This is a genomic window from Streptomyces sp. CA-288835 (assembly GCF_050936385.1).
Classification (GTDB): Bacteria; Actinomycetota; Actinomycetes; order Streptomycetales; family Streptomycetaceae; genus Streptomyces.
Map to the genome: position 1 here is coordinate 6,032,953 of NZ_JBNJMW010000001.1, position 25,432 is coordinate 6,058,384.

General features: G+C 63.9%; 23 protein-coding genes. 8 read left to right on the forward strand and 15 right to left on the reverse strand.

The genetic code is table 11. The features are described 5' to 3' along the window. Positions 1–54: 54 nt before the first annotated feature. Entirely contained in the window at positions 55–903 is an 849-nt protein-coding gene (locus ACQEVY_RS27520) for a menaquinone biosynthetic enzyme MqnA/MqnD family protein (RefSeq protein WP_432952097.1), read from the forward strand. 80 nt (positions 904–983) lie between these two features. After that, complete coding sequence (locus tag ACQEVY_RS27525) at positions 984–2,804, forward strand: serine/threonine-protein kinase (RefSeq protein ID WP_432952098.1); 1,821 nt, start codon at positions 984–986, stop codon at positions 2,802–2,804. A gap of 18 nt (positions 2,805–2,822) precedes the next feature. Here ACQEVY_RS27525 and ACQEVY_RS27530 read toward each other — a convergent pair whose 3' ends face one another. Next, positions 2,823–3,449: a hypothetical protein gene (locus ACQEVY_RS27530; RefSeq protein WP_432952099.1), complete on the reverse strand. Its 627-nt coding sequence runs from the start codon at positions 3,447–3,449 to the stop codon at positions 2,823–2,825. Between the two features lie 115 nt (positions 3,450–3,564). Between ACQEVY_RS27530 and ACQEVY_RS27535 the strand changes: the two genes are divergently transcribed. From ACQEVY_RS27535 to ACQEVY_RS27545, 3 genes are all read left to right on the forward strand, one after another. Beyond that, the gene (locus tag ACQEVY_RS27535; protein WP_432952100.1) at positions 3,565–5,955 is read left to right on the forward strand and encodes a protein kinase domain-containing protein; all 2,391 of its coding nucleotides are present in this window, start codon (positions 3,565–3,567) and stop codon (positions 5,953–5,955) included. A gap of 62 nt (positions 5,956–6,017) precedes the next feature. Continuing rightward, entirely contained in the window at positions 6,018–6,476 is a 459-nt protein-coding gene (locus ACQEVY_RS27540; RefSeq protein WP_432952101.1) for a hypothetical protein, read from the forward strand. Positions 6,477–6,634: 158 nt separating this feature from the next. Further along, positions 6,635–11,089, forward strand: a complete 4,455-nt coding sequence (locus tag ACQEVY_RS27545) for an FtsK/SpoIIIE domain-containing protein (protein WP_432952102.1) — start codon at positions 6,635–6,637, stop codon at positions 11,087–11,089. A gap of 126 nt (positions 11,090–11,215) precedes the next feature. Here ACQEVY_RS27545 and ACQEVY_RS27550 read toward each other — a convergent pair whose 3' ends face one another. Beyond that, entirely contained in the window at positions 11,216–11,482 is a 267-nt protein-coding gene (locus ACQEVY_RS27550; RefSeq protein ID WP_432952103.1) for a WXG100 family type VII secretion target, read from the reverse strand. 188 nt (positions 11,483–11,670) lie between these two features. Between ACQEVY_RS27550 and ACQEVY_RS27555 the strand changes: the two genes are divergently transcribed. From ACQEVY_RS27555 to ACQEVY_RS27565, 3 genes are read left to right on the forward strand one after another with little or no spacing between them, the layout of a single operon-like run. After that, a complete protein-coding gene (locus tag ACQEVY_RS27555) occupies positions 11,671–11,988 on the forward strand; it encodes a hypothetical protein (protein ID WP_432952104.1) in 318 nt (105 codons plus the stop codon). Positions 11,989–12,027: 39 nt separating this feature from the next. Further along, positions 12,028–14,136: a hypothetical protein gene (locus tag ACQEVY_RS27560; protein ID WP_432952105.1), complete on the forward strand. Its 2,109-nt coding sequence runs from the start codon at positions 12,028–12,030 to the stop codon at positions 14,134–14,136. A 53-nt stretch (positions 14,137–14,189) separates the two neighbouring features. Continuing rightward, positions 14,190–14,867 carry a hypothetical protein gene (locus ACQEVY_RS27565; RefSeq protein WP_432952106.1) on the forward strand — a complete coding sequence of 226 codons (678 nt, stop codon included), beginning with the start codon at positions 14,190–14,192 and terminating at the stop codon, positions 14,865–14,867. 17 nt (positions 14,868–14,884) lie between these two features. On the opposite strand, the gene ACQEVY_RS27570 is transcribed toward ACQEVY_RS27565, so the two are convergent. The 13 genes from ACQEVY_RS27570 to ACQEVY_RS27630 form a co-directional block, all read right to left on the reverse strand. Further along, a complete protein-coding gene (locus ACQEVY_RS27570) occupies positions 14,885–16,144 on the reverse strand; it encodes a hypothetical protein (RefSeq protein WP_432952107.1) in 1,260 nt (419 codons plus the stop codon). 27 nt (positions 16,145–16,171) lie between these two features. After that, positions 16,172–16,627: an RDD family protein gene (locus tag ACQEVY_RS27575; protein ID WP_432952108.1), complete on the reverse strand. Its 456-nt coding sequence runs from the start codon at positions 16,625–16,627 to the stop codon at positions 16,172–16,174. Between the two features lie 4 nt (positions 16,628–16,631). Further along, positions 16,632–16,898, reverse strand: coding sequence for a hypothetical protein (locus ACQEVY_RS27580; RefSeq protein ID WP_432952109.1), 267 nt, complete (start codon positions 16,896–16,898; stop codon positions 16,632–16,634). A gap of 13 nt (positions 16,899–16,911) precedes the next feature. Beyond that, positions 16,912–17,793, reverse strand: coding sequence for a hypothetical protein (locus ACQEVY_RS27585; protein WP_432952110.1), 882 nt, complete (start codon positions 17,791–17,793; stop codon positions 16,912–16,914). Positions 17,794–17,814: 21 nt separating this feature from the next. Beyond that, complete coding sequence (locus ACQEVY_RS27590) at positions 17,815–18,852, reverse strand: hypothetical protein (RefSeq protein WP_432952111.1); 1,038 nt, start codon at positions 18,850–18,852, stop codon at positions 17,815–17,817. Between the two features lie 291 nt (positions 18,853–19,143). After that, on the reverse strand, positions 19,144–19,809 hold the full coding sequence (locus ACQEVY_RS27595; protein ID WP_432952112.1) for a hypothetical protein: 666 nt from the start codon (positions 19,807–19,809) through the stop codon (positions 19,144–19,146). A 152-nt stretch (positions 19,810–19,961) separates the two neighbouring features. Continuing rightward, positions 19,962–20,996 carry a hypothetical protein gene (locus ACQEVY_RS27600; protein WP_432952113.1) on the reverse strand — a complete coding sequence of 345 codons (1,035 nt, stop codon included), beginning with the start codon at positions 20,994–20,996 and terminating at the stop codon, positions 19,962–19,964. Further along, entirely contained in the window at positions 20,984–21,640 is a 657-nt protein-coding gene (locus tag ACQEVY_RS27605; protein WP_432952114.1) for a hypothetical protein, read from the reverse strand. Before ACQEVY_RS27605 ends, ACQEVY_RS27600 begins: the two co-directional genes overlap by 13 nt. Positions 21,641–22,001: 361 nt before the next feature. Further along, entirely contained in the window at positions 22,002–22,313 is a 312-nt protein-coding gene (locus tag ACQEVY_RS27610) for a hypothetical protein (protein WP_432952115.1), read from the reverse strand. Positions 22,314–22,451: 138 nt separating this feature from the next. Continuing rightward, positions 22,452–23,615, reverse strand: a complete 1,164-nt coding sequence (locus ACQEVY_RS27615) for a hypothetical protein (RefSeq protein ID WP_432952116.1) — start codon at positions 23,613–23,615, stop codon at positions 22,452–22,454. 88 nt (positions 23,616–23,703) lie between these two features. Next, on the reverse strand, positions 23,704–24,360 hold the full coding sequence (locus tag ACQEVY_RS27620; protein WP_432952117.1) for a hypothetical protein: 657 nt from the start codon (positions 24,358–24,360) through the stop codon (positions 23,704–23,706). 264 nt (positions 24,361–24,624) lie between these two features. Further along, positions 24,625–24,852, reverse strand: coding sequence for a hypothetical protein (locus ACQEVY_RS27625; protein WP_432952118.1), 228 nt, complete (start codon positions 24,850–24,852; stop codon positions 24,625–24,627). Between the two features lie 137 nt (positions 24,853–24,989). Continuing rightward, entirely contained in the window at positions 24,990–25,286 is a 297-nt protein-coding gene (locus ACQEVY_RS27630) for a hypothetical protein (protein ID WP_432952119.1), read from the reverse strand. Positions 25,287–25,432 lie beyond the last annotated feature (146 nt).

Below are 25,432 nucleotides of genomic sequence, written 5' to 3' on the forward strand. Positions count from 1 at the left end.
ACCACTCCGGGACCCGAAGCCTGCACCGTACCCCAAAGGGTCTAGTCTCGCGATGTGGACAATTCTCGCACCCGGCCGCGCGTCGGCCACATCCAGTTCCTGAACTGCCTGCCCCTGTACTGGGGGCTCGCTCGTACGGGGACGCTTCTCGACTTCGAGCTCACCAAGGACACCCCGGAACAGCTCAGCGAGCAGCTTGTGCGTGGCGATCTCGACATCGGGCCCATCACGCTCGTCGAGTTCCTCAAGAACGCCGACGAACTGGTCGCCTTCCCCGACATCGCGGTCGGCTGCGACGGCCCCGTGATGTCGTGCGTGATCGTCTCCCAGGTCCCGCTGGAGGACCTGGACGGCGCAAGGGTCGCGCTCGGCTCCACGTCGCGCACGTCCGTACGGCTCGCGCAGCTGCTGTTGGCCGACCGGTTCGGCGTACAGCCCTCGTACTACACGTGCCCGCCCGACCTGGCCCTGATGATGCGGGAGGCCGAGGCCGCCGTACTCATCGGGGACGCGGCGCTGCGCGCCAACCTGCTCGACGGGCCGCAGTACGGGCTCGCCGTGCACGACCTGGGCGCGCTGTGGAAGGAGTGGACGGGCCTGCCGTTCGTCTTCGCGGTCTGGGCGGCGCGACGCGAGTACCTGGAGCGCGAACCGGTCGTCACGCGCAAGGTCCACGAGGCCTTCCTCGCGTCCAGGGACCTCTCCCTGGAGGAGGTCGGCAAGGTCGCCGAACAGGCGGCACGCTGGGAGGCCTTCGACGAGAGCGTCCTGGAGAACTACTTCACGACCCTCGACTTCCGTTTCGGCGAGCCCCAGTTGGAGGCCGTCACGGAGTTCGCCCGCCGCGTCGGCCCGACCACCGGCTTCCCGGCGGATGTGAAGGTGTCTCTGCTGGAGCCGTAAGCCGTAAGCAGCGCCTACCCTGCTGGTTGTCCCTACCCTTGCCGGTGGGGAGTGGAGCGCGTCCGGGGGAGGCACACGCCATGCAACCGCTCGATGTCGGCGAACCCACCACGGTCGGGCCCTACCGGCTGCTCGGCCGCCTAGGCTCGGGCGGGATGGGCCGGGTCTACCTGGGCCGCAGCGCCGGCGGCCGCACCGTAGCGGTCAAGATCGTGCACCCGCACTTCGCGCTCGACGAGGAGTTCCGCGCCCGTTTCCGCCGCGAGGTCGACGCGGCGCGACGGGTGGGCGGCGCGTACACGGCACCGGTCCTGGACGCCGACCCCGATGCCTCGATCCCTTGGGTGGCGACCGCGTACGCCGCCGGCCCTTCGCTCGCCGCGGCCATCGCCGACGCCGGCCCACTGCCGGACCATTCCGTACGAGTCCTGGGTGCGGGCCTCGCGGAGGCGCTGGCGGCGGTGCACGGCCTGGGTCTCGTACATCGCGACGTCAAGCCCTCGAACGTACTCCTGACGCTGGACGGCCCGCTCCTCATCGACTTCGGCATCGCGCGGGCGACGGACGGCACGGCGTCGCTGACGTCCACAGGGGTGTCTGTGGGCTCGCCCGGTTATATGTCGCCCGAGCAGATCCTCGGCAAGGGGGCCTCGGGGGCGGCGGATGTCTTCTCGTTGGGGGCGGTATTGGCGTACGCGGCCACGGGTTCGCCTCCGTTCCCCGGGGACTCGTCGGCTGCGCTGCTCTACAAGGTGGTGCATGAGGAGCCTGAACTCGGCCCGGTGGACGGGGAGTTGCGGGAAGTAGTCGCGGCCTGTCTGTCCAAGGACCCGGGCGGGCGTCCGTCTCCGGGCGAGCTGGCCGCGCGGCTGGCGCCGGAGGGGGCGGCGCGGGCGGTGGCGGCGGGGTGGCTGCCAGGGTCGTTGGTGGAACAGGTGAGCCGAAGTGCGGTCCAGGTGCTGAACCTTGAGGCTACGGGGGCGGAGCCTTCGGGGGTGGTGGGGTTCAGTAGTCCTTCGGTGGGGGTGGATGCTGCTTCGCCTTCGCCGGTGAAGGAGGAAGGGGCGGGCAGCGGGTCTGCTCCGGCGACTCCGGCTCCGGCGACTCCGGCCGGGGTGTTCGGGCCGCCGGATCCGTCGTACGGAATGGGGGACGGGGCTGGGCGGGCGGCGGCCCAGGTGGCGGACGTACCGACGTATGTCCCGGAGCCTCGCGAGGGCGAGAGCCCAGGAACGGGCTCGGGCTCGGGCTCGGGACCTGGCCCGGGATCCGGACTGGAATCGCGCCCTGGTGGCCCCTCCGCTCCCGGAAGACTGACCGTCTCCGTGGCCGCGACGTCCGCGCCGGGGGCGGGCGGCCGTGGCCGCAAGCTGAGTTGCACGGTGGCGCTGGCGGTCGCGGGAGCGCTGGCGGCGGTGACGTTCGGCTCGGTGTTCGTCTTCGACCTGCTGCCGGGCGGAGCCTCGGACGGCGACGGCGGGCCCGCGGCCGACGACACGGCGGCGAGACCGAGCGCGTCCGCGCCCACATCCGCACCGGCCACCGGAGCGGCCGTCCCCAAGCGCTACCTAGGCACTTGGGAAGGCGACGGCGTAGCCCTCAACGGCACCCTCCCCATGGGCAAGTTCCGCGTCACGGTCCGCCAGGCCGGCGTGGGCGAACAGTTCGCCACATTCCGCCAGACCGACCTGATCGGCGGCCACTGCGACACCGTACTCATCCTCAAAAAGGCCACCCCGCAACAGATCACCGCCACAAGCGTCGCCAAGAAGTCCAAGGACGCGGTGTGCGTAATGGGCCGCCACGAGGTCCGCCTGATCCCGGTCGACGACGACCTGAGATACGAGACGGACAACGAGGAGGCGGGGGATCCGGTGGCTCGGATGAACAAGGTCAAGTAGGTCGAGAGATCGAGTAGGTCAAGTGGTGGGCTGAGCAGGAGAGTTGCCGCCGATGGCAGCCCTTCGGCGGCGGTACACGAAACGCCCGCCGAGCACGGCCGCGCCCGCGAGTAGCGCGGTGCCCCAGATGATGGCCCAGATGTACGGATACTCCTCACGGAGCCAGCAGGCGCCGCCTTCGCTGTAGCAGTCGGGACCGCGACCGCGAAGGCGTCTGGGGCGCATGGCCGTGAAGAGCACCACGGTGAGCAGCGCGGCCATGACATGGCCGGGCAACGAAGCGGCGATCCACTTCAGCGAACCCACCTTGTCCTGCGGCCACTTCACCCGCGTCAGCGTCACGAAGAGGGCGGCGATGGTGAGGGGCACGAGGAGGCCGGCGGTCGCGGCCAGACCGTACGGGCCTCCGGGCCAGGCAGGGGCGAGTCCGCCCCACACGTGGTTACGGACCCAGAAGTGCGTCACGAGACTGAGCCCGGCTATTTCGAGGGTGAGGGCGATGGCGATCACCCACCGAAGAACGGCATCCCACTTCACCTTCGGCTCGCGCCCCGGCCCCCGCGACACCACCCGCCCCTGCACAGGCTCGTACCGCAGGGCCGCCCCGGCTGCCCGCCTCCACTTCGGCCTGGCCGATCCGCTCACCGTCCATCCCCCTTGCCGTCCCCGGCCACTCCCACCCGTCACTCCCGTTACTACTGTGTCTGCAAACAAGTGAACGAAATTACCGCGCGGACGAGGAAACGGGGAAGGCCCGACCATGGAGACACTGCAGGCGGACGATCCGCGGGAGTTGGGCAGCTATCGGCTGCTGCGGAGGCTCGGCGTGGGAGGCATGGGCCGCGTCTACCTCGCCCGTTCGCCGGGCGGCCGCACGGTCGCGGTGAAGGTCGTACGACCGGAGCTGGCGGCGGACGGCGACTTCCGCCGCCGCTTCCAGCACGAGGTGGAGATAGCCCGCGCGGTCTCCGGCCGCTATACGGCACCGGTCGTGGACGCGGCTCCGGACGCGCCGTTGCCGTGGCTGGCGACCTCGTACGTACTGGGCACCGACCTCACCGACGTGGTGGAGGCGCACGGCGCTCTCCCCGAGCACACGGTCCGCGCACTGGGCGCGGGCCTTGCCGCCGCGCTCCAGGAGATCCACGCGGCAGGCCTGATCCACCGCGACCTCAAGCCCTCCAACGTCCTGTTGGCGGCGGATGGTCCCCGCGTCATCGACTTCGGCATCGCGCGGGCGGTGGACGGAAACCGTATGACGCAGACGGGAGTTGTGGTCGGCTCGCCCGGTTACATGCCGCCCGAGCAGGCCTTGGGGCAGGACGTCGGGACCGCCGGAGACGTCTTCTCGCTCGGCGCCGTACTCGCCTTCGCGGCAACGGGCCGCAACGTCTTCGGCGAGGGCGCGGCCTCGCACGCCGCGATGCTCTACCAGGTCGTTCATGGCGAGCCAGATCTCACCGGCATCCCGCAGTCACTCCTCGGGCTGCTACGCGCCTGCCTGCTCAAGGACCCGGCGCAGCGCCCGGCGCCCGCGGAAATTGTGACGGCCCTGGCGCCCGGCGGTGTCGAGGGACTGTTGACGAACTGGCTGCCGTCGGCGGTCGCTTCCACGATCGCGACGCACGCGGCGGGGATTCTGGACCTGGAGGCGCCGGAAGAACCGGAGGCACAGCCGGCTCCCGGATTCGGACGGCCGCCCACGATGCTGGGCGGGTCGTCGGCCGCTGCGGGGACTCCTGGTACGGGCACGCCCGTGCCGGGATACGGCAATCCCGCCGAGGGCATGCCGGTCCCGGGCTACGGAACTCCTCCAGCAGGCCTGCCCTCACCCGGTTACGGCACACCACCGGCCGGGACGTCGCCGTACGCAGCCGACACACCCGTGCCAGGTACGGTCCAACTCGGCACACGTCCCGCGAACTCCTCCACCCCTCTCCCCTCCCGGCGCCGCTTCTTGGGCTTGGCGGCGGGCGGTGTAGCGGGAGTCGCGGTCGTCGGCGGAAGCGCTGCCTGGTTGCTTTCGCGCGATGACTCGCCCGGTACGTCCGCAGGGGGCAGCAAGGGCGGTTCGGCCGGACCCGCGGGCGAGGACTTCACGACTCCGCCGGCCGGTACGGCACCGCAGCCGCTGTGGCACAAGTCGGTGGCGGAGGAGAGCATCAGCACCACCCTTCCGCTGGTGACCCACGACGGCCTGCTGCTGATCAGCGGGGACCCTTTGGTGGCGTACGACGTGAAAACGGGCAAGAAGCGCTGGTACCGCCCTGGTGTCGTCCGGCCGAATGCCCAACTGCTGTTTTCCGGCGGCAAACTGTTCCTGGCCGACGGCGACTACGACGGCGCACTCGTGGCACTGGACGTGAGGACGGGCAAGGAGGCCTGGCGCAGTCGCCTCGGCAAGGATCTGAAACTCGACGCCACGATCGCCATCGACGAGAAGAACGTGTACGTCACGGTGACCGACTTCAGCGACGCGAAGAGCGCCACCGACTACCGCATGGGCGTTGCCGCCATCAGCCACACCACACGTAAGACGGCGTGGGTCCAGATGCGCGACTGGGGTACCAACAACTGGGATGTCGAGGGCACTGTCTCCGGAAAGTACTTCGTCTACGCCGACTCCAAGTACAACCTCACCGTCCGCGACACTGCCACGGGCAGCCAGCTATGGACCAAGAAGCTTGGCGACGACTGGAGTTGGACACCCACTGTCGCCTCGGGCCTCGTCTTCCTCCCGGGCGACAACCTGACGGCGCTGGATGCGGAAACCGGCAAGAGCCGCTGGACGCTGTCTCCCAACGGCCGTCGGGGCTTCAACGATCCCACGGTCATCGACGGCGTGCTGTACGTCAGCGACTACGACGACGGTGTATGGGCAGTCAACGTCAAGACGGGCAGGAAGATCTGGCTGTGCGAGGACCCCGGTGCAAGAAGAGCCCCCACCAGGTTCCTGCGCGCCGGCGCAACCCTCTACGGAGCCTCGTACAAGGACGAAGGCGGCATCTTCGCGCTCGCGGCGAAGACCGGCAAGCCCCGCTGGGTCTACAACGACAACAAGGACCCGGTGGAACCATTTCAGGTCGCTATATCCGGCAACCGGCTGCTGGTGACGCACGGCTACGAGATCTACGCTCTGCCTGCGGTGTGAGATGTGTCAGAGACAGTGCTTACCAGGTAAGTAGTCAGCGAACCCGAGCGATTGTGATCGTCATGTCTGCAGATTCGTCGGCATCGTACGAAGTCCCCTTCACCTGGACGCCTTTTCAGCTCCTCAGCGGCGCGTGGAAGAAGCGACTTGTCGCATTCCGCGTCGATGATCAAGGTGTGACGTTGGGTGGTGCGCCTGCACGGTACGAGCGTCAGACCGCCTTCGTTCCCTGGAGGGACATCGAAGCGGTGGTGCTGTGGCAGCAAGACACCGCTGCGTTGACACCGATGCGCTACGTGGGCCTTCGCCGTCGAGCGGGTGCCCCTGCGCTTCCGGGTCCCAACTCCGACCTGACCCGGGAGCAGACTGGCCGCCTGGCACCGCATGTCGATCACGAGGTCTTCCTGGCAAGTAGGCACATCAACCTGTGGGCGCTCGATCGCGAGCGTCTGGCTGAGGCCCTGCGCACGTTTGCTCCCAGAGTCCCGGTGGAGGAGATGGCCAATCCGGCGGAGCATTAGGGGAAATGGGAAATCTATCCCAATTCCGTGGTTAGTGAACCCTCCCTGATATGTGCACAGATGCTGCACCTGGATGGCTGACTACTGCGGGCTAGGCTCTGAGTGACGCAATTTCAAATCATGACTGGCAAGATTCGAAGGGGAGGGGACACGTCCCGATGCGAGTGCGGGCGACCGTAGTCCGGGAAGGAGTCGCACCACAGGACGCGGTTATCAACGTTGATGACGGTACGACCGCGGCTGAAGTGGCGGCGGCGGTGGACCGGCTTCATGGGTGGGGCAGCCCTGTGTCTTTCGCGGCTCAGGGGGTGGTGACGCCTCTCCCCGCTCGAGCCCCCTCGTGGCAGCGGTCGACTGCTGGTGCTGGGCTGTGGGTGGACGGCAGGTTCTGCGCACCAGAGGCAAAGATCGGGAGTGTGCTGAGGGACGGGGTGCGCCTCACCACTGACCCTTCTGTAGGCCCCTTCATGGACAGTGGCGAGCCCGTCGGCAGGTGCGAGGTCACCGTCAGCGGTGGTGCCGGGGCAGGACGAGTGGTCCGACTGTCCGCCGGGGTCAGCACGATTGGCTCCGCGCCCACTGCCACGCTCTGCGTCGAGGACCCGTATCTGGCGCAGATGGCTGCGAGGGTGACCGTCGACGTCAAGGGACGTGTAGAGATCGCCCCCTGCGATGGCGCCGAACTCACCCTGGACGACGAGCCGGTGTCCGGCACGCAGGAGTGGCAGCCGGGCGTGCTGCTGAAATCCGGCGAATCGTTGTTCAGCCTCTCCGAAGTCGGCGAACCCGATGCTCACCTCTCCCCTGCCGGAGCGGGCGGTCTGGCCTACAACCGGCCTCCGCGCCTGACCTCGCCGAGGGCGAAGCCTCGACTGGTTGTCCCCGCGCCGCCCACCAAGGATGAAGCCCAGCGGTTCCAGCTCCTTTCCGCGATCCTCCCGCTCTTCTTCGGAGTGGGCATGTACTTCGTTACCAAGATGATCTACATGCTCCTGTTCTGCCTTCTGTCGCCCATCATGATCGTCGGCCAGTGGGTCAGTGACAGGCGTCATGGCAAGAAGAAGTACCGAGCGGCCATGAAGGAGTACAAAAAGGCCAAGGCCGATCATGAAGCCCAGGTCGAGCAGCTGAGTGAGCACGACCAGCGCCGCAGACGCGACGCTTACCCGGACCCGGGACAGCTCCTGTTGTTCGCCACCGGTCCGCGGCGGCGCCTGTGGGAACGGCGGATTACCGACCCCGACGCGATGCACCTGAGGGTCGGTTTCAGTGATCTCCGTGCGGAGATCGACCTGGCCAACGCCCGTACCGCCAGCCCGGACGCGGACGAACCGGAGCCTCCGGTGGTATCCAACGTCCCGCTGACGCTGCCCTTCGCGGAGCTCGGAGTAGTCGGCATCGCAGGAGACCGGCCGCGGGCTGTGGCCAGCACTCGGTGGATGGCAGCTCAGGCAGCGGTGCTTCACAGCCCCCGTGACCTCTCCCTAGTGGTGCTGTCCTCCGCGACGGACGCGGCGCAGAACTGGAGTTGGGCGCAATGGCTGCCTCACACGAGCCCACAGCAGGGCCAGAATTGCGTTGCCTTGATAGGCACCGATGCGGAGTCCATCTCGCGCCGAGTTGCCGAGCTCCTCGCGGAACTCACCAGGCGTCAGGCAGCCGCCAAGGAGAACGGCGGTCTGAATGTGCTTCGCCCAGACCCGCAGGTGCTGCTCATCCTTGACGGCGCGCGGTTGCTGCGCAGGGTGCCCGGTGTCCCCCAACTGCTGCAGGAGGGACCGGCTCACGGAATCTTCGCGCTGTGCGTCGATGAGGATGAGCGGCTTCTGCCGGAAGAATGCCGCACGGCCATCTGCTGGACACCTGAGTCGGCGAGCAGGGTTCACCTTCGGGGATACGGATACGAGGCCGCCGGCGACGTACTGGCAGATCAGGTCTCCATTGCCTGGTGCGAACGTATAGCCCGTGCTCTTGCACCCGTGGTGGATGTGAGCCGTGACGACGCCGACAGTGCGCTCCCCACGGCTGCGCGGCTGCTCGAGCTGCTGGAGATGCCGAACCCAACCGGTGCCGACATCGCCTCGATCTGGCAGCGGGGCGGGGCGACCACGGCGGCGCCGATAGGACTGGCCGCCGACGGTCCCTTCATCCTGGACATTCGGCGGGACGGTCCGCACGCACTGATCGCGGGCACGACAGGTGCCGGTAAGTCGGAGCTGCTGCAAACCATCATCGCCTCGCTGGCCGTGGGTAACACTCCGGATTCCCTCAACTTCGTCCTCATCGACTACAAGGGCGGAAGCGCCTTCCAGGACTGTGCGCGGCTGCCGCACACCGTCGGGATGGTGAGTGACCTCGATGCCCATTTGACGGAGCGCGCACTCGCGTCGCTCGCTGCGGAGTTGAAGCGCCGGGAGGAAATCCTCTTCGAGGCCGAGACCAAGGACATCGAGGACTACAACGATGCCCGAAGGCTGCGGCCCGAACTCGAACCCATGCCACGGCTCGTGCTCGTCATCGACGAGTTCGCCTCGCTCGTCGCGGAGCTTCCCGACTTCATCGCGGGCCTCGTGGATATCGCGAGACGTGGCCGATCGCTGGGCGTGCACCTCATGCTTGCCACGCAGCGCCCGGCAGGTGTGGTCAGCGCGGACATCCGGGCCAACACCAACCTTCGTATTGCGCTGCGCGTCACCAACGGCGAGGAGTCGCGCGACGTCATCGACGCCCCTGACTCAGGCAACATCTCGAAGGCGACACCGGGCCGCTGCTACGTACGGTCCGGAGCCCAGTCGCTCGTCGGCGTCCAGTCCGCACGTATTGGTGGGCGTCGTCCGGGTCTCGACACAGCGCCTCAGGTCACAGTGAACCTCCTGGACTGGGTGGCCTACGGGCATCCGCCGCCGCGAGCCACGCAGGACGACGGAGATGACGGCACGATGGTCACCGACCTGGCCGTGCTGGTGGATGCGATCGGCGCGGGAGCACGACAGCTCGCCTGTGCCACACCTCGCAGCCCGTGGTTGCCGCCGATCCCCTCGCAGGTGCTGACATCGGAGCTGCCTGCTCTGCCCGCTGCGGGCCCAGACGCCGACACGATCCGACCCGTGGCCTTCGGACTAACCGACCTGCCGGCCCAGCAGGCGCGCGCCGCACTCGCGCTCGACCTGGCCGACGGGGAGCACCTAATGATCGCGGGTGGTCCACGCTCCGGGAGGTCGACGGCGCTGCGGACGATCGCGGGATCGCTCGCGTATCACTGCGCGCCGCACGACGTCCATATCTACGGCATCGACTGCGGGGCCAACGCGCTGCTGCCGCTGACCGGCCTCCCGCACTGCGGGGCAGTCGTGACCCGTGACCAGACGGCGCGTGTCGACCGGCTTCTCGGCCGACTCCTCAATGAGGTCTCACGACGGCAGTTGCTCCTCGCGGAGAAGGGTCAGTCCAGCGCGGCGGAGCAGCGTGCAAGTGCCGATCCTGCGGAACGTCTGCCGTGGCTGGTCGTACTGATCGACGGGTGGGACGCGTTCCGCGTGGCTTTTGAGAACTACGACTACGGACGCCTTGTCGAGTCGGCGAAGAGGCTGTTCCGAGAAGGCGCCGCCGTGGGCGTCAAGGTCGTCCTTGCCACGGACCGGAGCGGTCTCATGGGCGAGATCTCCAGTTCCTTTGCCGAACGGCTCGTGCTCCGTCTCGCCGACCCCTCGGACTACTCCTTCGCAGGCATCTCCCCGAAGGACGTCCCCAAGGAGGTGCCGCCCGGCAGAGCGCTCAAGGCAACAGACGAGGGAGTGCAGGAGAGCCAGATCGCTCTGCTCGCCGAGAATCCGAGCGGACAGGCACAGGTGGCCGCACTCCAGGAGATTGCGCGGGTGGTGGCGGGGGCCGCCGATCGTCCTGCTCCGCAGCAGCGGCCCATCCGCGTCGATGTGCTTCCTGCACGCATGAAGGCGTCCGAAGCGATGGCCTTGCAGCCCGACTTCTCTCCGCCCTCGTCGCTGTGGGCGCTCTTCGCGGTCGGCGGAGACGAACTGCATCCCCTCGGCATGGATTTGGAGGAATCTGGACCGGGCTTTGTCATTTCGGGTCCGCCTAAGTCGGGGCGCTCCAGCACACTGGTGACCGCGGCCATGTCGCTGCTACGCCGGGAAACCGAGGTCATCCTCATCACCCCGCGGCGTTCGCCGCTGCGAGAACTGTCCTCGGAGTCCGGAGTGCTCGGCGTCCTGGACAGTGAGAGCTCAAGTGACGATCTGGAGGCGCTGACGGACAGTGCGCGGGGACCGTATGTGATCGTCGTGGACGATGCGGAGTTGATCTACGATACGCCGCTCGACGAGGCGCTGGAGGAAGTTCTCCGTCGCGGTATGGACGGCGGTCTCGGTGTGATCGCGGCGGGTGCTGTCGACACCTTGTCCTCGCAGTACCGGGGCTTCGTCGTACAGGCACGCCGGTCGCGCAATGGCCTGCTGCTGTCTCCGCAGGGTACGGCGGATGGCGAGATGTTCAACATTCGCCTGCCTTCGAACAGCGGGGGTGGGCCGACCGGTCGTGGACTCTTTGTCCAGGGCGGGGAGGCCATGCCGGCGCAGGCGGTGCTGCCGGGCTGATAACAGTCGCTCGCAAGGCATAGCAATGCATTCGGGCCCGGCAGCCTTAGAGCTGCCGGGCCCGAATGCATTTGCTCGAAGTGAGGCCCGATGTACCGATCGCGCCGAACTACGACTAACTCTTGACTAGTCGTTGACGCGGTCGTTGCCGTCGGCGGCGTCGTTCGTCTCCTTGCGAGCATTCTCAAGGGACTGAAGGAAGTTCTTGAGCTGCGGCTTCAGCTTGTCCCATTCGTCCCGGAATCGGTTGGCTCGGCCACCCTTCCAGAATTGCTCACTGTTGCCCGTACCTGTCGAGATTGCACGGATCAGTTCGTCAAGGTTGCCGTGCTGGGTCTTGAACGTGTTGGAAAGACCCCGAAGTCGAGTAGTATCTGCGCCTTTTTGTGCCATGGCTGCCTCCCCGTGTATCGATAGCTAGACGAACCCTCCGTCCGCCGGGCCCGATGCTATCGCAACGGGTCGAGCTGCGTCATCCGCCCCAAGCCTTCTTGCTCGCAGCATCGAAAGCTCCGTATTCTTGACAAGGAGCAACTTGGGAAATCTGACGAAGGACAGCCTGACATGACGCTGGAGGGGCAGTGGGGGACACGAACGAGCAGCCGAAGGTTGATAACCCTTATCGAACCCGCCTTGAGACATTGAAGGGGGATCTCGTGAATGAGGTCAAAGAGTTGAAAAAGTGCCTGAAGTCTGCATCTCAGGATGTTGGGGACAAAAAGAAATCCTGGGTCGGCAAGACAGCCAACAAGTGGCACGACGAAATCGAAGGCAACCGCGGTCGCATGATCCGGGAGATCGACAAGCTCATCCCGGCGGTGCAGAAGAGGATTGACTCTCTCCCGGAGAAGGTTCCGCTCTCCGAGGCGAAGATGATGCAAATGGACCTGCGCTACTGATTTGAGCTATCGATTTTCACGCAGAACGGGGAGACTTTCATGGGAAACGGTAAAGATGGCGGTAGCGGATACTCCGGGATCGATCCAGAACACCTGGCAAAGACTATCCAATCGCTGCAGAAAGACCAGCAGAAACTGAAATCCAGTGCAACGTGGATCAAGTCTAGTTTCGAACGGTACGGGGTAGGCACGGAACCGTTGACCGAGTTGCTTGCCATTGCTGGGTGGGCTGAGAATCAGCTTCCCATGCTGAGGCGTCGGCATCATCTCTCCATCGCTGAGGATGAAAAATATGGCCACGGCTACAAGGGCATGGTACGGATCGACGAAAGCATGGTCGGCCAGACCAAGAAGTCGCTTGCCGACGGGAAGAAGCTGGGTGACAAGTTCAAGGATAAGTTGAACAACGGGGACGACATCAGTCCTGAGATGTTCGCTGACCTGCGTGCGAACAAGGCCGATGCGGATTATGTAAAGGCTTTCTATAATGCGCTGGGTCCGCAGCGTCTGATGTGGATGTCCAACGAAATGGGCGACCGCAACAACGACGTATACAAGGATAACCCGGACCAGCGGGAGAAGGACCGGGCAGTCATTGCCGATACATTCGGCACGTACACGAAGGTTGCTTTTGAAGGTAAGACGGCAAAAGAGAAGCAGCGGGAGTGGAACAAGTGGTTCGACGACTCCGCGATGGACGAGTATGACGGATTTCGTCCAGATCGACTGACTCCGTTTCTCAAGGGAGGCTCACACGACAAGGACTTCCTTGTGGCCCTTGGGGACCGAGTATTCAATAAGGACACGAAGACCAACGAGACCCGCTTCTTCGGAAACAGTGGATTGGGCGAGGGAGAGTGGAGCAAAGACAACTACGCGCAACTCTTCGACGCCATTGCGCAGAACCCGGAAGCCTCCGGTGAGTGGTTTGACCACAATAATGAGTTCGCCCTGAAAGCTCTCTACCCGACCGGCCCGTGGAAGGTGGACGAGCCGAAAGAGCGCGGGGAAGCATTTTTTGCCTTGCTCAACGCCGGCACAGTGGAGCTGAAGTCGGAGAACCCGTCACTCGCTGAGAAGAATACGGCTCGGATTCTATTCGATAACTATCAGCACAGGAACGGATCCGACACGAAGGGGATGCACCCTATCGACGGGACTCAGGCTCTCTACGCGAGCATCATCACGGCATATTGGAAAGACCTTGAGCACGCAGTCACATCACCGGTGGGTAATTCCCTTTGGGGAGGCGATATTGTCGCCAAAGGTGAAGCGAAGTTCAAGGATGCCAGCAAATGGAGCCTTGCGGACTACATGAAGGGCCAGGATGGCAGTCGCCCTGGCCTTGAGGCGTCCGCAAGTATGTGGCGGTCACTCATGGAGGAGTCGGCCCGTGATCCAAAGGCGGCCGGAACCCTGAGCGCCCTCTTTCAGTCTTACGACAAGAAGGAGCTCGACCACGCATACGGAACTCACGAGAGCCGAAAGGATGCTGGTTCTTATGATTCCATGAAGCGCGGCATGATGCAGCAGTTCTATGTAACCACGTTCAAGACGGCATCGGCCGAACTCGATATGGACATCGATAAATGGGTCAATGACACGAACACCTTCCGTGCATCGGTGATCGATAAAGCTGGTGAGGTGGCCCTGGGAGCGGCAGGCGGAGCAGGGGTGGCGGGTGTCAAGGGTGCAGCCATCGGAGTCGCCTACGGAATGGGATCGGGCATCGTTACTGGGTGGATCAAGGAGCTTGCGAAGGTCGATCCGAACGATGCTCCCAAGGGCCTTAAGGAGCAATTCAAGGGAGTCAAGGATGCGACGGCTGATTTCTCTTGGCAGACCGACTACCAGAATAACGCCGACGCGGCCCGGGAGCACGGAAGGATCGAGAAAGTAACAATCGTGACTGACGGCGAGAAGGGCGAGAAGACCACTAAGGAGTACACGGGTGATCCCAAGGACTACGCCAAGGGCGACGGGAACTTCTTGGACAAGGACGGTAAAATCAAGGATGTTTCCGACATGACGAATTCTCAGCGCACCGCCTACGGAAAATGGCTGCAAGATCCGGCAGTTGTCAACGCGGTCTGGCCGGAATTCTCATCAGGTAGGGACGGGCGGGACTATCCCGGGCAGGACGGGTAATGGGCTGGGCTGAGACCGTTCATCTCGAGAGAGATGTAACTGAGGTGCGTGCAATGGGTATTTTCGAAAAAAGAGTTACCGCGGCCATCGCCGTGACGGTGGCTCTGTTGAGTGCAACGGCGTGTGCAGAAGATAAGGGAACGGCGGAAAACGAGCCGCTGACCAAGACGCAAATAGCGCAAGCAGCACTGAACGAGGGGGACGTTCCCGGGTACACGATCCGCGACAACTCCGGTGTCCAGTCCGACCCGTCAGCGCGAGCGGCGAAGAAGTCATGTCAGCCGATTGTTGCAATGATGGCTCCCGTGGCTTCGGCGGATGACGAGCGTCTGGCGCTGCGGAGTATTGTCAAGACGCCGACTGGTTCCGAGAGCCCGGAAGCGAGCTATCAACTTGTTCTGTCAACCGCCGGGTCGGAGTCAGCTGCCGAGCAGGCTGTGCAGGACTTGAGAGGCGCCGTCTCCTCTTGCGGTTCGGGGTTCGAGGTAACGCTTTCCGGGGAAGATTACAAGATTCGCCAAGTAGCGGTCAACAAGTCCGAGCTCGGTGAGAAGGCTGTGGACTTCTCACTTGAGTACCAAATGGGCCGGAAGATGCGCTACGTGATGGTGCAGAACGGGGCGTCGTTGACCAAGATTTCTGCCTCGGGTCAGTTCGAGAGCAAGTTCATTGCTGTGCCACAGAAGATCATTGATGCGCAGCAGCGAAAGTTGGATGAAGCGGCTAAGTGAACCGGCGCTCGCTCGGCCTAGTTTTTCTTGGGAAGTTGCACCTGCACTACTGCCGTGTTCCAGTTCTCAGGATTGTCTTTGTCCCCGTCGTTGGATTCCGCTGCAACGTACAGCGCATCGTCAGAGGCTGTGATAGCTTGCGCCCCCACGATCACGGGGGCCAGTTGTCCGTCAGCCACTCGATAGATGAGCTTGCCAGCGACTGAGTTCTCCAGGAGTTTCTTCTGAGAAGCCGTTTCTGATCCTCCCCAACGGTACGCTTTTGTAAAGGGAGGTGAATATTCCTCCCCTGCCTCGGAGTAATAGACTTCGTCACGTCCCGCAAGGACGGCCAAGTCGCCTCGTGGCTCGGTGGAGGTGGCGTTGCGTGCGATCGCCGCGTCGAGAGCGCGGCCAACATTGTCGAATGGGACGTTCGGCTCGCTGATTTCATTGGGAGACTTGGCTCCGACGAACGGACTCAGAGTGCCATCGTGATTGATGCGAACGATCCCGAACCCGGTCCTCCAATAGAGGCCCTGTTTGTCGGACGAGAGCCAACCCGAGTTCGTGACCTCCGGAACCAACACGTCCTTCGCCTTGGTACCGGGAGGGGGGTTGATGCCGTTCCTCACTGCAAGGTTGGACCGCTTCAAGGACTCGCCGTCCTCGGGCGGGCGTCCCGCCACGAGCTCGATCGTGTCGCCGTCGACCTTATGTACATAGGAGCCGTGGCGTCCCCAGTTCACCTGGTCGCCGATATAGACAGCGCCGTCCTTGGCAACCGTCACTCCCGTGACTTGGCCGGTGCAGAACTCGCTGACCGTAGTGGCGAGGGGTGTGGGTTCTTTGCCCTCACATACGTCAATGACTTTGGCGGCTTTTCCCTCCGGGCTGACCTTCCAGAGATCATCTGCCGCGAGATAGACAGACCCATCGGATGCCACGGATGTTTGCTCTGCCGTCACTCCGTCCATACCGGAGATAGGGATTTGCTCGGTGGTGCCGGATTTCTCCGTCCGCCACATCACCATCCCGTCTGCCCCTTGAGTGAACAGATAAACAGTGCCATCAGGAGCGGCGCCAAGACCACCGAATTTCCCCTGGACCGCCAACTGATTACCCTTGCCGGTCGATTCAGTCCCTCCGCCGAGCACAAAGTCGACGTTCAAGGGTGAATCGGTGCTGTCATCTGATGCCATGCTATAGATCCCGAATCCGGCAATAGCCACGATCACGATGACGCCGCCGAATATGGCCCGGCGCCGCGCGCGGGGCAAGGAGCTGAAGCCGCTCAAGGGACTCCGCCTCTCGTCACTAACAGGTTAGGAACGGGTCACTCGACGCACCATACGTAGTCCTACCGAGTCCTGCTGCTCAACATCGCTGTCCGTTGCCAGATGGATAGGAACAAAGACGACCATCCAGTAGAAGCCGAAAAGCCAGCGGCCAATGAGCCGGAAGAGACGAGGACGCCCGCCGTCGGGCGTGCGGACGACTCGCAGTCCAGTGAGCAGCTTTCCGAGGCTGGCCCGAGCCGCCAGCGTGAGCAGGACATGGTTGACAAAGGAGAGTCCGATGGCCGCGCCGAGTGCTGCTCCCAGCACTGTGGGGGACTGCGGCCGGAGTTCGACGACTCCGTCGACCACCTTCACGCCAGCTGCAGCTCCGGCCGCGAGGCCGCACACCAAGGCGGCGAGCGCGTCGATGACCGCCGCAGTGACCCGGCGTGCCTGAGCAGGTGTTGCGCCGCGAGCGGGAGTGCGTTGCTGGTTGGCCACGGCGCTAGTTCCCGGTTCCTGTCTTCTTCTTGTCTTCCTCTTCCCGCTCCACGCGCTTGAGTGCTTTGTCTATTTCGGCGCGGGCGTTGGCCACTGCGTCCTTGATCTGCTTCCGGTGGCCGGACCATTCCTTGCGGAACCGCTCGCTCTTGGGACCCTTCCAGGTGTCTGTGCCGCAGAGACTCTGGACGTTGTCGACTGAACGCTCAAGTTCGTCCGCGTACTTCTTGAGCAGGCGTACGTCCTCACGGCAATCGCTCTCTCTGGACATGTCTCCGCCTTCCTCAGCTCGGGGTGATCAGCTTGGCGATCATCTTTTGTAGCGTCGTCTTGCCGACGGGGCGCGCTTCAATGCCGGTCGCAGCGTTCGGCTTCTCGATGTAAACCGTCCACAGGGCCTTATCGGTTGCATACGTCGTCAGGAGTGGGCCGGGAGCGTCGGCAAGGAGGACTGTCTGACCGACCACTAGGGCGTTGTTGATGGCCTCGTTGAGTGCGCGGCCGACGTTCTCTTCGCTGATCTGCTGCGGAGTGAGCTGTTGGACGCGACCATCCTTGTCGGCGACCTCGAAAGGGTCGATGAAGAGTTGCACCATCTCAGCCGCGTCCTTGGCCGAACTGGCGAGAGTGAACATGTGGAGGCCACCGGAGGTGACACGCTCCACGAGATAGAGATCCTCGGCATGTATGTAGACCAGCATGTGAGTGATGCCGCTCGAAGTGTGCTGCTCAACGGCCAGTGCTCGGGCGGCAGTTCGCCGCAGGGCCAGCGCGAGGCTTACCTCGGGGGTGACACGCATGTCGAGGTCCACCCCGGATGGGGTGGATGCCGGGTCGGTACCGCCCTCGGAGGCCGTGTCGCCGGGCACGGAGTTCACGGACGATGCGCGCAGCACGGCGTCGAGTTCGTCGATGTTGGCGATCTCTACCGCCTCACGCGATACGAGGGATCGTAGCGCGGTGGCGTAGACCCATTCGCGTTCCTGCGTGGAGAGTTCACTGATCCGCGGCGTGGGGGCGACACATTCGTTCAATGAGTCGGGATCGAGAATGGCGATCTCTTCATCGGTGAGCCTTAGGAGAGGTTGGGTCCCTCCTTCGGCGAGCGCCTCAGCAAGGGTTCCGCGGAACTCCTGAAGGTCCATGTCAATGTCGGGGCTTTGCATGATTGTGCGTCCGATGCTCGCTTACCAGAACTTGTATTTTTGGATGGTGTTGGGGACTAGGTTAGTGACCGCGCTCTTGGCTCCATTGACGATCTCAGCACCCTTGTCCTTGATCTCGCCGCCCCATTCCTTAGTGGCGTTCCAAGCCTGCTTGGCACCGTCCTTGATGTCGTCCCCCCACTTGTCCCAGGCCCAACTGCCCAGGAAGTAGGCACCGGCCACGCCAAGAGCGACCCAGCCCGCGACGGGTACTGCGGCTGCGACTGCCGCCGATGCTCCCAGAGCGGTGGCCATGCTCGCGCCACCTAGTACGGCTACGGCACCCGCTGCCTGGACGCCTCCCATGCCGCGGTCGACCCAGCCCTGGGCGCCTCCATGAGTTGGGAGGAACATCTCCTTGACGCCGCTCACGATGCTCAAGGGGAGGAAGACACGCTGGGCCAGGAAGCCGGCTCCAGGCGCCTTGGTGAAGAGCTTTGCGGCGAACGGGATCTTGAGGCGCATGGCAGTTCTCCGCACCGCCTGCTGCCACTTCCAGGGCTCCTTGTACCAGTTACGGATCTTCTGGTCCTTGAGGAGCTCCTTGAGGAGTTCGCCACGCTTTGCCTTGATGCGCTCGGCCGATGAACCGAAGTACTTGTTGAGTTCCCAGACCGCCCGCGCGCCCGCAACGTTCTGTCCCTGGGCCCACCGCTGGTAAAGGTGGATCGAAGCTTCGATCGCGGTCGGGATCTTGAGGATCTTGAGGGGCGTCTTGATGTCCTTGAGGGTGCCCTCTTTAAACTCGTTCCACGTCTCCAACGCACCGGCGAGGCTGGCGAAGGTGAGAACCGCCTCCGGGTCGTCCTTAGACAATCCCAGACGGCGACGGATGTCTTTTGCCTCGTCTTGAGCCCATGACGCCTTCTTGGGGAAATCGGAGACGCCTTCCGCCTTCGCGTCCCATTTCGCGAGAATGCCGCTGATCAGCCCTCCTTGGATGGTGAGGGTTCCTCCCAAGACGTCAACGGAGGCGGCCAGTTTCGGAGCCTGGACATCGTCCATTCCCTTGAAGCCCACTGCTATGATCCCTTTCTACTTCACTTTAGGGGGTCGATCGGGCGGCGGAGATCGTTGGGTGATTCACTGCTGAACTCCAGCAGCGTGGCGGTAGGGGCACTTTTCGCGGACAGTTAGATGTGATCTATTCAGCTATCCATCCTGCCGGTGTTGCCTGGCCTATTCTTCTTTTACATCTTTGTCGTTGGGTTTTTTCTTGCTTGACGGTTAGGCGGTGCCCTCCGCCGCGCGGCAGCTCATTTTTCTCTTGGATGCATGGTTGGTTGGCCTATTCATGAGTTTCCTCCCTGCTCAGGCCATGCATTCTGCAACCTTTTCATCAACGTGAACTTCCTTGGCTAGCCACAAGTCTTGCTGTCGCACTGAGCGCGTCATCTCAATCCGAAGGTAAGAGTAATCATCGATGCTCTCCTCGCGGTGCCACACTTTTCCCGTCGTGATGCTTACGTCGTAGAGTCTCGAATTATCACGGCAGAAATAGACCGTGGCCTCCTTCTTGTCGTTGCGCATCTTCACGTGCCCACTGAAGATCTGGAGCCCCGTGATGCCAGCTTTGCCGTTGACACGCTTCTTGATCTCTTCGTGGGCATATTTCTGGGCACTTTCCAAGGTGTAACTGTAGAACTTGTATGCTGGGTCCTGCGGATCCTGGCGGAGAGTCGCGTGGTTGATAGACCGCAGAAAATTCTCTGCGTCGTTGAGCGCTGCTTTCTGCGCCGGATCGGACAGCTCTTCGCGAGCGAAGACCATCCTGACGTCAGGGGGTAGGGTTATCTTCGGTCGGTCGATTGTGGTGAGCGATCTCGTATTTGATGGGGATGGGTTTCTGGAGGTTGCTACAGGACTGCCATCATTGTCGTCAGCTTGAGATTTTTCATTACTTCCACTGCATGACGCAATCAGCACGGCCGTGGTTGTGATCAGCGTGACAACAGTGGATATCTTGCGGCGGCTCACTGTCCACTCCCAGTGGTGGTGGGCGTTCGTAGAAAAAGGATGATGCCAGTGGGGTGGGCTGGGTCGTCGGCCGTGCTCTCATACCCGCGCGTGAGCGCCTTGCGCGGGTATGAGGGTGAGCGCCTGTCCCCAACATTGGCCACAGTTCAGCGTCAACTGTTGACGGACTGGATCTCCTGCACGGTGATGTCTTGCTCGCTGCCGAAGGTTCCGTCAGGAAGCGCTCCGGCTTCGCCATTGGTCCCTTCCCAGGTGATCTCCCAGGTGACCGTGGCCTTGAGCTTGTATGTGTTTTCACCGGACGAGCGCAGGTACGTGATGCCGCAGGGCGGGGTCTCATCGGACTTGCCTTTGGCCCAAGGCTCGCCGATGGAGCCATCGTCGTTGATCGCGCATTCGCCGGAGGCGGGGAAAGTTGTGGCGTCGCCTGTGCCGGGTTCGAGCTTGAGGGAGACCGGTTTGGCGGTGGTGGTGGCGGCGAGGTTCCAACCCGGGACGTTCAGGGAAGCGGTGACAGACACCTCGTGGAATTCGGCCTTGTCGAGCCAGGCCCAGGTCGGGAGGTTGACCTTGGTGATGTTCTCTGGAGCGAGGGAGATTTCCGTGTCCGGGACCTTTATCTCCTTGTAGGCGAGCATGGCCAGCGTCTCTGCGTCGATGGCGTCTTCGACGTCAGGGAAGTCCCCATTCTCAACCCAGAAGTCCGCTCCACCGCAGGCCAGGTAGTCGTCTCCCTCAAGCCTGTCCCAGTCGTAGACGGCCCCCCAGAACATGCCCTCGCCAGTCTTGTCCTTGTTGAAATTCTTGTAGGGTTTCCCCTCGATGTAGCGAGCCTGCTCCCCCGCATATCCCTGTGCAGCGCCGCTGAAGTGACCGACGTCCCAGCGCTTCTTGAATTCCTTCTCGTACTCCTCAGGCGTCCACTGCGGTTCGTACCAGCAAGCCGGGGGATCATAGTCGCCAACCGCAGTAAGTGCACCGGTGGACTTTCCAGTGCCGTTCTTCGAGACGTCGAAGGTGACCTGAGACGAGATCGTCTGGTCGTCTGATCCGCTGTCGGTGTCGACCTCATTGCGGGATCCACCGAACCCTATTCCCGCCTGCGCTGTTCCCGAGATCAGGAAGACGCTGAACGCGAGGGTGAGTGTAGCCAGGGCGCTCTTCCGAGCGGTGATCACGGAGTGCACTTCTCGCTCCCCCTCTTCGAGGCAACTTCAGTGGTGACCCAGACCTTCTTGGAGTTCAGCTCGAGGCGGCTGATGTAGTACACATATGAGTCGTCCGTGGGCGCGGATTTGTCGATCTTCTTCGTCTTTCGGTCCTTGTTGAAAACCTTGCTCTCGTCCGCACACATCGTGACGGCAGCCGTCTTCTCGCCCGAGAGGCTGACTTCGGGTGTGTAGTAGCGCGTGGTGCCGCTGATCGTCGCGTTGTGGTCCACGAACGTCTGGACCCACTTCGCCGCACCCACCAGGGCTTCACCCTCGTAATAGAAGGTCAGAGCAGGGGAGTTGGCGTCGCCATCCGTGATGGCCCGTTCGACTGCCGTCATGGAACGCCCGGCGTCCGAGAGGACGGCGTCTTGGACCGCATCGCCTGTCTTCCAGCCCTCGAAGACCTCCTTCACGTCGTCGGGCAGAGACAGGTCCGGCCGTTCGATGTCATCCGACGCGCTCGCACTGGGCGAAGCCGACTTCGTCGATCCGCCGGTGTCGGCCCCCGCGATCTTGTCGTTCTCGCTGGACTTTTCGTCCCCGTTGCCGCAGGCCGTCAGCAGCAGGGCTGCTGACGCGGCGAGCGCTGCAGCAACGGGCAAAGGGCGGCGTTTCACTGTGGGCTCCCCGTGAGACATAGGTTCAGTCAAGAGCAACGACGGTATCTACGGGGCGGACGGTTTCGCCACAGCGAACTTCCTTGCATGGCTGGGCAGATGGGAAGAAAACGGGGCAAGGCAAGGGCACTTGTGGCCCGATTGTGTCTGGGCACGCGAGGGCCCCGAGCGCGGAAAGCGCGTTCGGGGCGGGGTGTGGGGTGCTATTTGCCGGGATTCAGGCATTGCTTGCGCGACGGGGATTCCGTGGTGGCGTGAGGCGGCCGTTCGGATCTGGAACTCCTCGATGGGGGGACTCGTGGCAGGACGGCTTCAAACCGGGCAGTGAAGAGGTCGAACGCTTCTGACAGTTCAGTTCAGCTCAGCTCGAAGCCAGTGCCGCCCCCAGCAGCAGCACGAGCATTACGGGCAGAAGCACGAACCCGAGCCCGAGCGACGCCGCCACCGTGCGGTACGTCCGTACGGACCGGCGGTGGGGGAGAGCCCAAGCGAGCGCGAACAGGGCCATGGCCCAGTAGAGAAAGAGACCGTAGCCACTGGTGGCGCCGTCGGCCCAGTACAGGCTGTACTCCCAGGCGAGGAGCGGCAGTCCGGGCAGGGAGGTCACGAGCGGCGCCTTCCACCACGTCTTGTGAGGAGCAGGGAGCTGCACAGCATCGTTCTGCGTCGTCATGGGCTCTACCCCATCAACGCCGACCGCCCGCGGCATCGGAAGGCGTACTCATCGCGTCCATGCGCGCATACTCAGGCAGGTTGATCCAGTGGGCTTCCTCGGCAGGCTGAACGGCACCAGGTACCCCGACCGAGTCGCTCAATGAGCCGCCCCAGGAAGCCGGAGCGTCCGCGCGAAGTCGTCCAGGGGCTCCATTACCGCGGCGATCACTTCCGGATCGTCGTGGTGCCCACGTAGGCAGACGTCGGGGAGGCCGGGCGCGGTGTGCCAGTGGTACGTCACCGAGGTCATCATGATGGAGCCGTCCGCGGGATAAGAGCGGGTGACCCGGACCCCGTCCCCACCCAGGTAAGGGGAGGCGAAAGCGGCGCTGCTGGTGCGCTGTTGCCACTCGGGGATCTCCGGGTGCGGCACCGTGAGCGCGGCGATTCCCTCGCAGGAGGCCGCGTCAGGGGCCTGGCAGTGGAAGCGGGTGGCGTGCATCACCAGTGGCATGTACGTCAGCGGAACGGGGCGGTAAATGAACGCCTCGTCGGCCTGGAGCTTGTCCCGGAGAGTCACCAGCGTCCGCTCGTAGAAATCCTTGTGGAACTTGCGGAGTTTGCGGGTGAGTTCGATGTTGTGGATGGCGGCCAGATGGGGCAGGTAGGCCTCCAGCCACTCCTTGAAGGTCTTCTTGTCGATCTGGAGGTAGAAGTACTCCCAGAGGCCTGGGTTGGCATCCGTATCGATGTGGAGCGGGCCGAGGTCGGTGCTCCACAGGGTGGCGGCGGACATGGAGGGACTTTTTTGTCGGGGCGAGGGTGGGGGGAGCGTTCGGGCAGCACCGCTTCGGGCCCGCTGTTGGGCCTGGCCGGGCGGCGGGACCAGGTTGAAGCCGGCCGGGGCCCGGCGGTGGTCACGACGCTCCTTGATTCCTTCCACGACAAAGGCGAGACCGACGAAGAGCGCCCACGCCGGTGCGGCGAAGATGCCCGGCCAGAAACCGAGGAGCATCGAGGGCAGGAAGAAGCCGCCGCCCATGGCGAGATCCCGGGTGAGGTAGGGCGGGCGGTCGTCGTACCGGGGGTACTGCACGAAGACCCAGACATAGTGCAGGAGGCAGCCGATGATCCCGGCCTCGTAGACGTAAAGAACCACGTTCATCAGAGACTTCGGCACCAGGATCATGATTCCGATCACCGGAAAAACCAGGGGCATTCCGATGAGCATGGTCAGCCTGAGCCGACGGTTGGGGCCGGTGCCGAGTCCGGTGCGGGCAGCTTCCGCCTCGACGATGCGCTGGGCCGAGTTCAGGTCCATGGTTGTTCCTCGGGGTGACGTGCGGACGAGGTAGCGGGTACGAACCTGGTGGCAGCCACCTCCGCGGCGAGCCACCACCTCCGCGCTGTCACGGAGCGCACTTCGCGTTTCCCCTCTCCGAAAGGAGGCTTGTGGTCTGCCAGAGGCCCTGCTCGTTCTTCTGCACGCGCGCGTTGTAGGTGACGTATGAGTTCTTCGTCACGGTCGTCTCGTCGGCCTTGTTGGTCTTACGGTCCTTGTCGTACGCCTTGCTTTCGTCCGAGCAGTACGCAAGGGCCGCCGTGTCCTTGTCGAAGACCTCGAGCTCGGGATTGAAGTAGCGAGTCTTCCCCGTGATCGACTTGCCGTCGTTCTTGTAGCCCTGGACCCACTGCACGGCGTCGACCAGGGCTTCATCGGCGTAGTAGAACTTCAGCGCCGCAGAGTTCGGATCGCCGGCCGTGATGGCCGCGTCCGTGGCGTTGATGCGTTCGCTGATGTCGGTGAGCACCGCGTCCTTCGTCGTGTCGCCCGTCTTCCAGCTCTCGAAGACGTTCGTGATGTCCTTGGGGAGGGTGACCTTGGGTCGTTCTGCGGAATCCGGCGCCTTTGCGCTCGGCGAAGCTGACTCCTCCGAGCCTCCCGGATTGGCTCCCGCGATCTTGTCGTTGTCCTTCGGCCCGCCGTCCCCGCTGCCGCAGGCCGTCAGTAGCAGGGCTGCGGTTGCGGCGAGCGCGGCAGCAACGGGCAAAGGGCGGCGCTTCACTGTGGACTCCCCGTGGGACAGAGGTTCGGTCGAGGGCAACGACGGTATTCGCGGGGCGGACGGTTTCGCCACAGCGAACTTCCTTGCATGGCTGGGTAGATGGGGATGAATCGGGGCAACTGGATTGCTCTTGTGGCCTGATCGTGTCTGGGTGCAGTGCGGCCCCGAACGCTGGGTGAGCGTTCGGGGCTGTGGGTTGGGGGTGTTTGCAGCGATTCGCGTTGCTGCGCGACGCAAAGCGCTGCGGTGTCGGAAGCGGGGCGTTCAGGTGGTGAGGTCCTCGACGTGGCTGCGTGCTTGTGTCCGACAGCGCGGGCATTCGCATGGTGGGAAGGCCGACGTTCGCGGTACGGGTTCGGTGCGGGCGGCGGTCAGGACTTCGACCTTGCCTTGGTCCTCGGTCATGGTGCCTTGGGCGTTGACCTTGTAGATGCGCAGGGTGAGGCGGGAGCGCCGGCGAGGGGTCTCGGCGAGTTCCAGTGGGTCGGTCATGGCTGGGTAGTGGTCGGCGCACTCGGAGCACGCGTAGACGTTGAAGCCGGGACCAGTTGCCGCGTGTACCTCGTGCACGAGTACCGGTTCGCTTGTCGTTCGGTGGCAGCGGGCGCACATCCGCATGGCGGGGCGGGTCATCGGGTGGCCGCCGGTACGCGGATGCCGTGGATGCGGGTCGGGCCGACGTCGATGCCGAGCGTGGCGAGGTAGAGGGCGCGGCGGCGTTCGCGTTGGCGGCGGTGTTCGGCAGCGTCCAGCACGTAAGGGCGTACGAGGCGGGATGCACTGCCGTCGAGCACGCCGGTGAAACGGGGCGGCGGGGCAGGGACGTACCGCAGCGGCGGCACGGAGCCGAGGCGGTGGCGGCCTCGGGGGCGTGGGGTGCAGATGCTCAGCATCCAGGCGAGGAAGCGAAGAGTAAGGTCCAGCATGCTGGCGCTCCTATTCAGCGTCGGCCATGCCCCGGGGCGGCTTGCCTCCGTCGCCGGGGTCTCGTTCAGTAACCAGCACGGTACAGGGTGCACATGGGTGGTGTATAGCGGTTAGCCGTGCTCCAAGGAGCCATGTAGTTACGTGC

Coding starts and splice junctions, on each gene's coding strand:
- ACQEVY_RS27540 (WP_432952101.1), top strand. CDS start 6,018: ATGTCTGCAGATTCGTCGGCATCGTACGAAGTCCCCTTCACCTGGACG.
- ACQEVY_RS27535 (WP_432952100.1), top strand. CDS start 3,565: ATGGAGACACTGCAGGCGGACGATCCGCGGGAGTTGGGCAGCTATCGG.
- ACQEVY_RS27585 (WP_432952110.1), bottom strand. CDS start 17,793: ATGCAAAGCCCCGACATTGACATGGACCTTCAGGAGTTCCGCGGAACC.
- ACQEVY_RS27550 (WP_432952103.1), bottom strand. CDS start 11,482: ATGGCACAAAAAGGCGCAGATACTACTCGACTTCGGGGTCTTTCCAAC.
- ACQEVY_RS27630 (WP_432952119.1), bottom strand. CDS start 25,286: ATGCTGGACCTTACTCTTCGCTTCCTCGCCTGGATGCTGAGCATCTGC.
- ACQEVY_RS27610 (WP_432952115.1), bottom strand. CDS start 22,313: ATGACGACGCAGAACGATGCTGTGCAGCTCCCTGCTCCTCACAAGACG.
- ACQEVY_RS27525 (WP_432952098.1), top strand. CDS start 984: ATGCAACCGCTCGATGTCGGCGAACCCACCACGGTCGGGCCCTACCGG.
- ACQEVY_RS27565 (WP_432952106.1), top strand. CDS start 14,190: ATGGGTATTTTCGAAAAAAGAGTTACCGCGGCCATCGCCGTGACGGTG.
- ACQEVY_RS27625 (WP_432952118.1), bottom strand. CDS start 24,852: ATGACCGACCCACTGGAACTCGCCGAGACCCCTCGCCGGCGCTCCCGC.
- ACQEVY_RS27580 (WP_432952109.1), bottom strand. CDS start 16,898: ATGTCCAGAGAGAGCGATTGCCGTGAGGACGTACGCCTGCTCAAGAAG.
- ACQEVY_RS27615 (WP_432952116.1), bottom strand. CDS start 23,615: ATGGACCTGAACTCGGCCCAGCGCATCGTCGAGGCGGAAGCTGCCCGC.
- ACQEVY_RS27545 (WP_432952102.1), top strand. CDS start 6,635: ATGCGAGTGCGGGCGACCGTAGTCCGGGAAGGAGTCGCACCACAGGAC.
- ACQEVY_RS27560 (WP_432952105.1), top strand. CDS start 12,028: ATGGGAAACGGTAAAGATGGCGGTAGCGGATACTCCGGGATCGATCCA.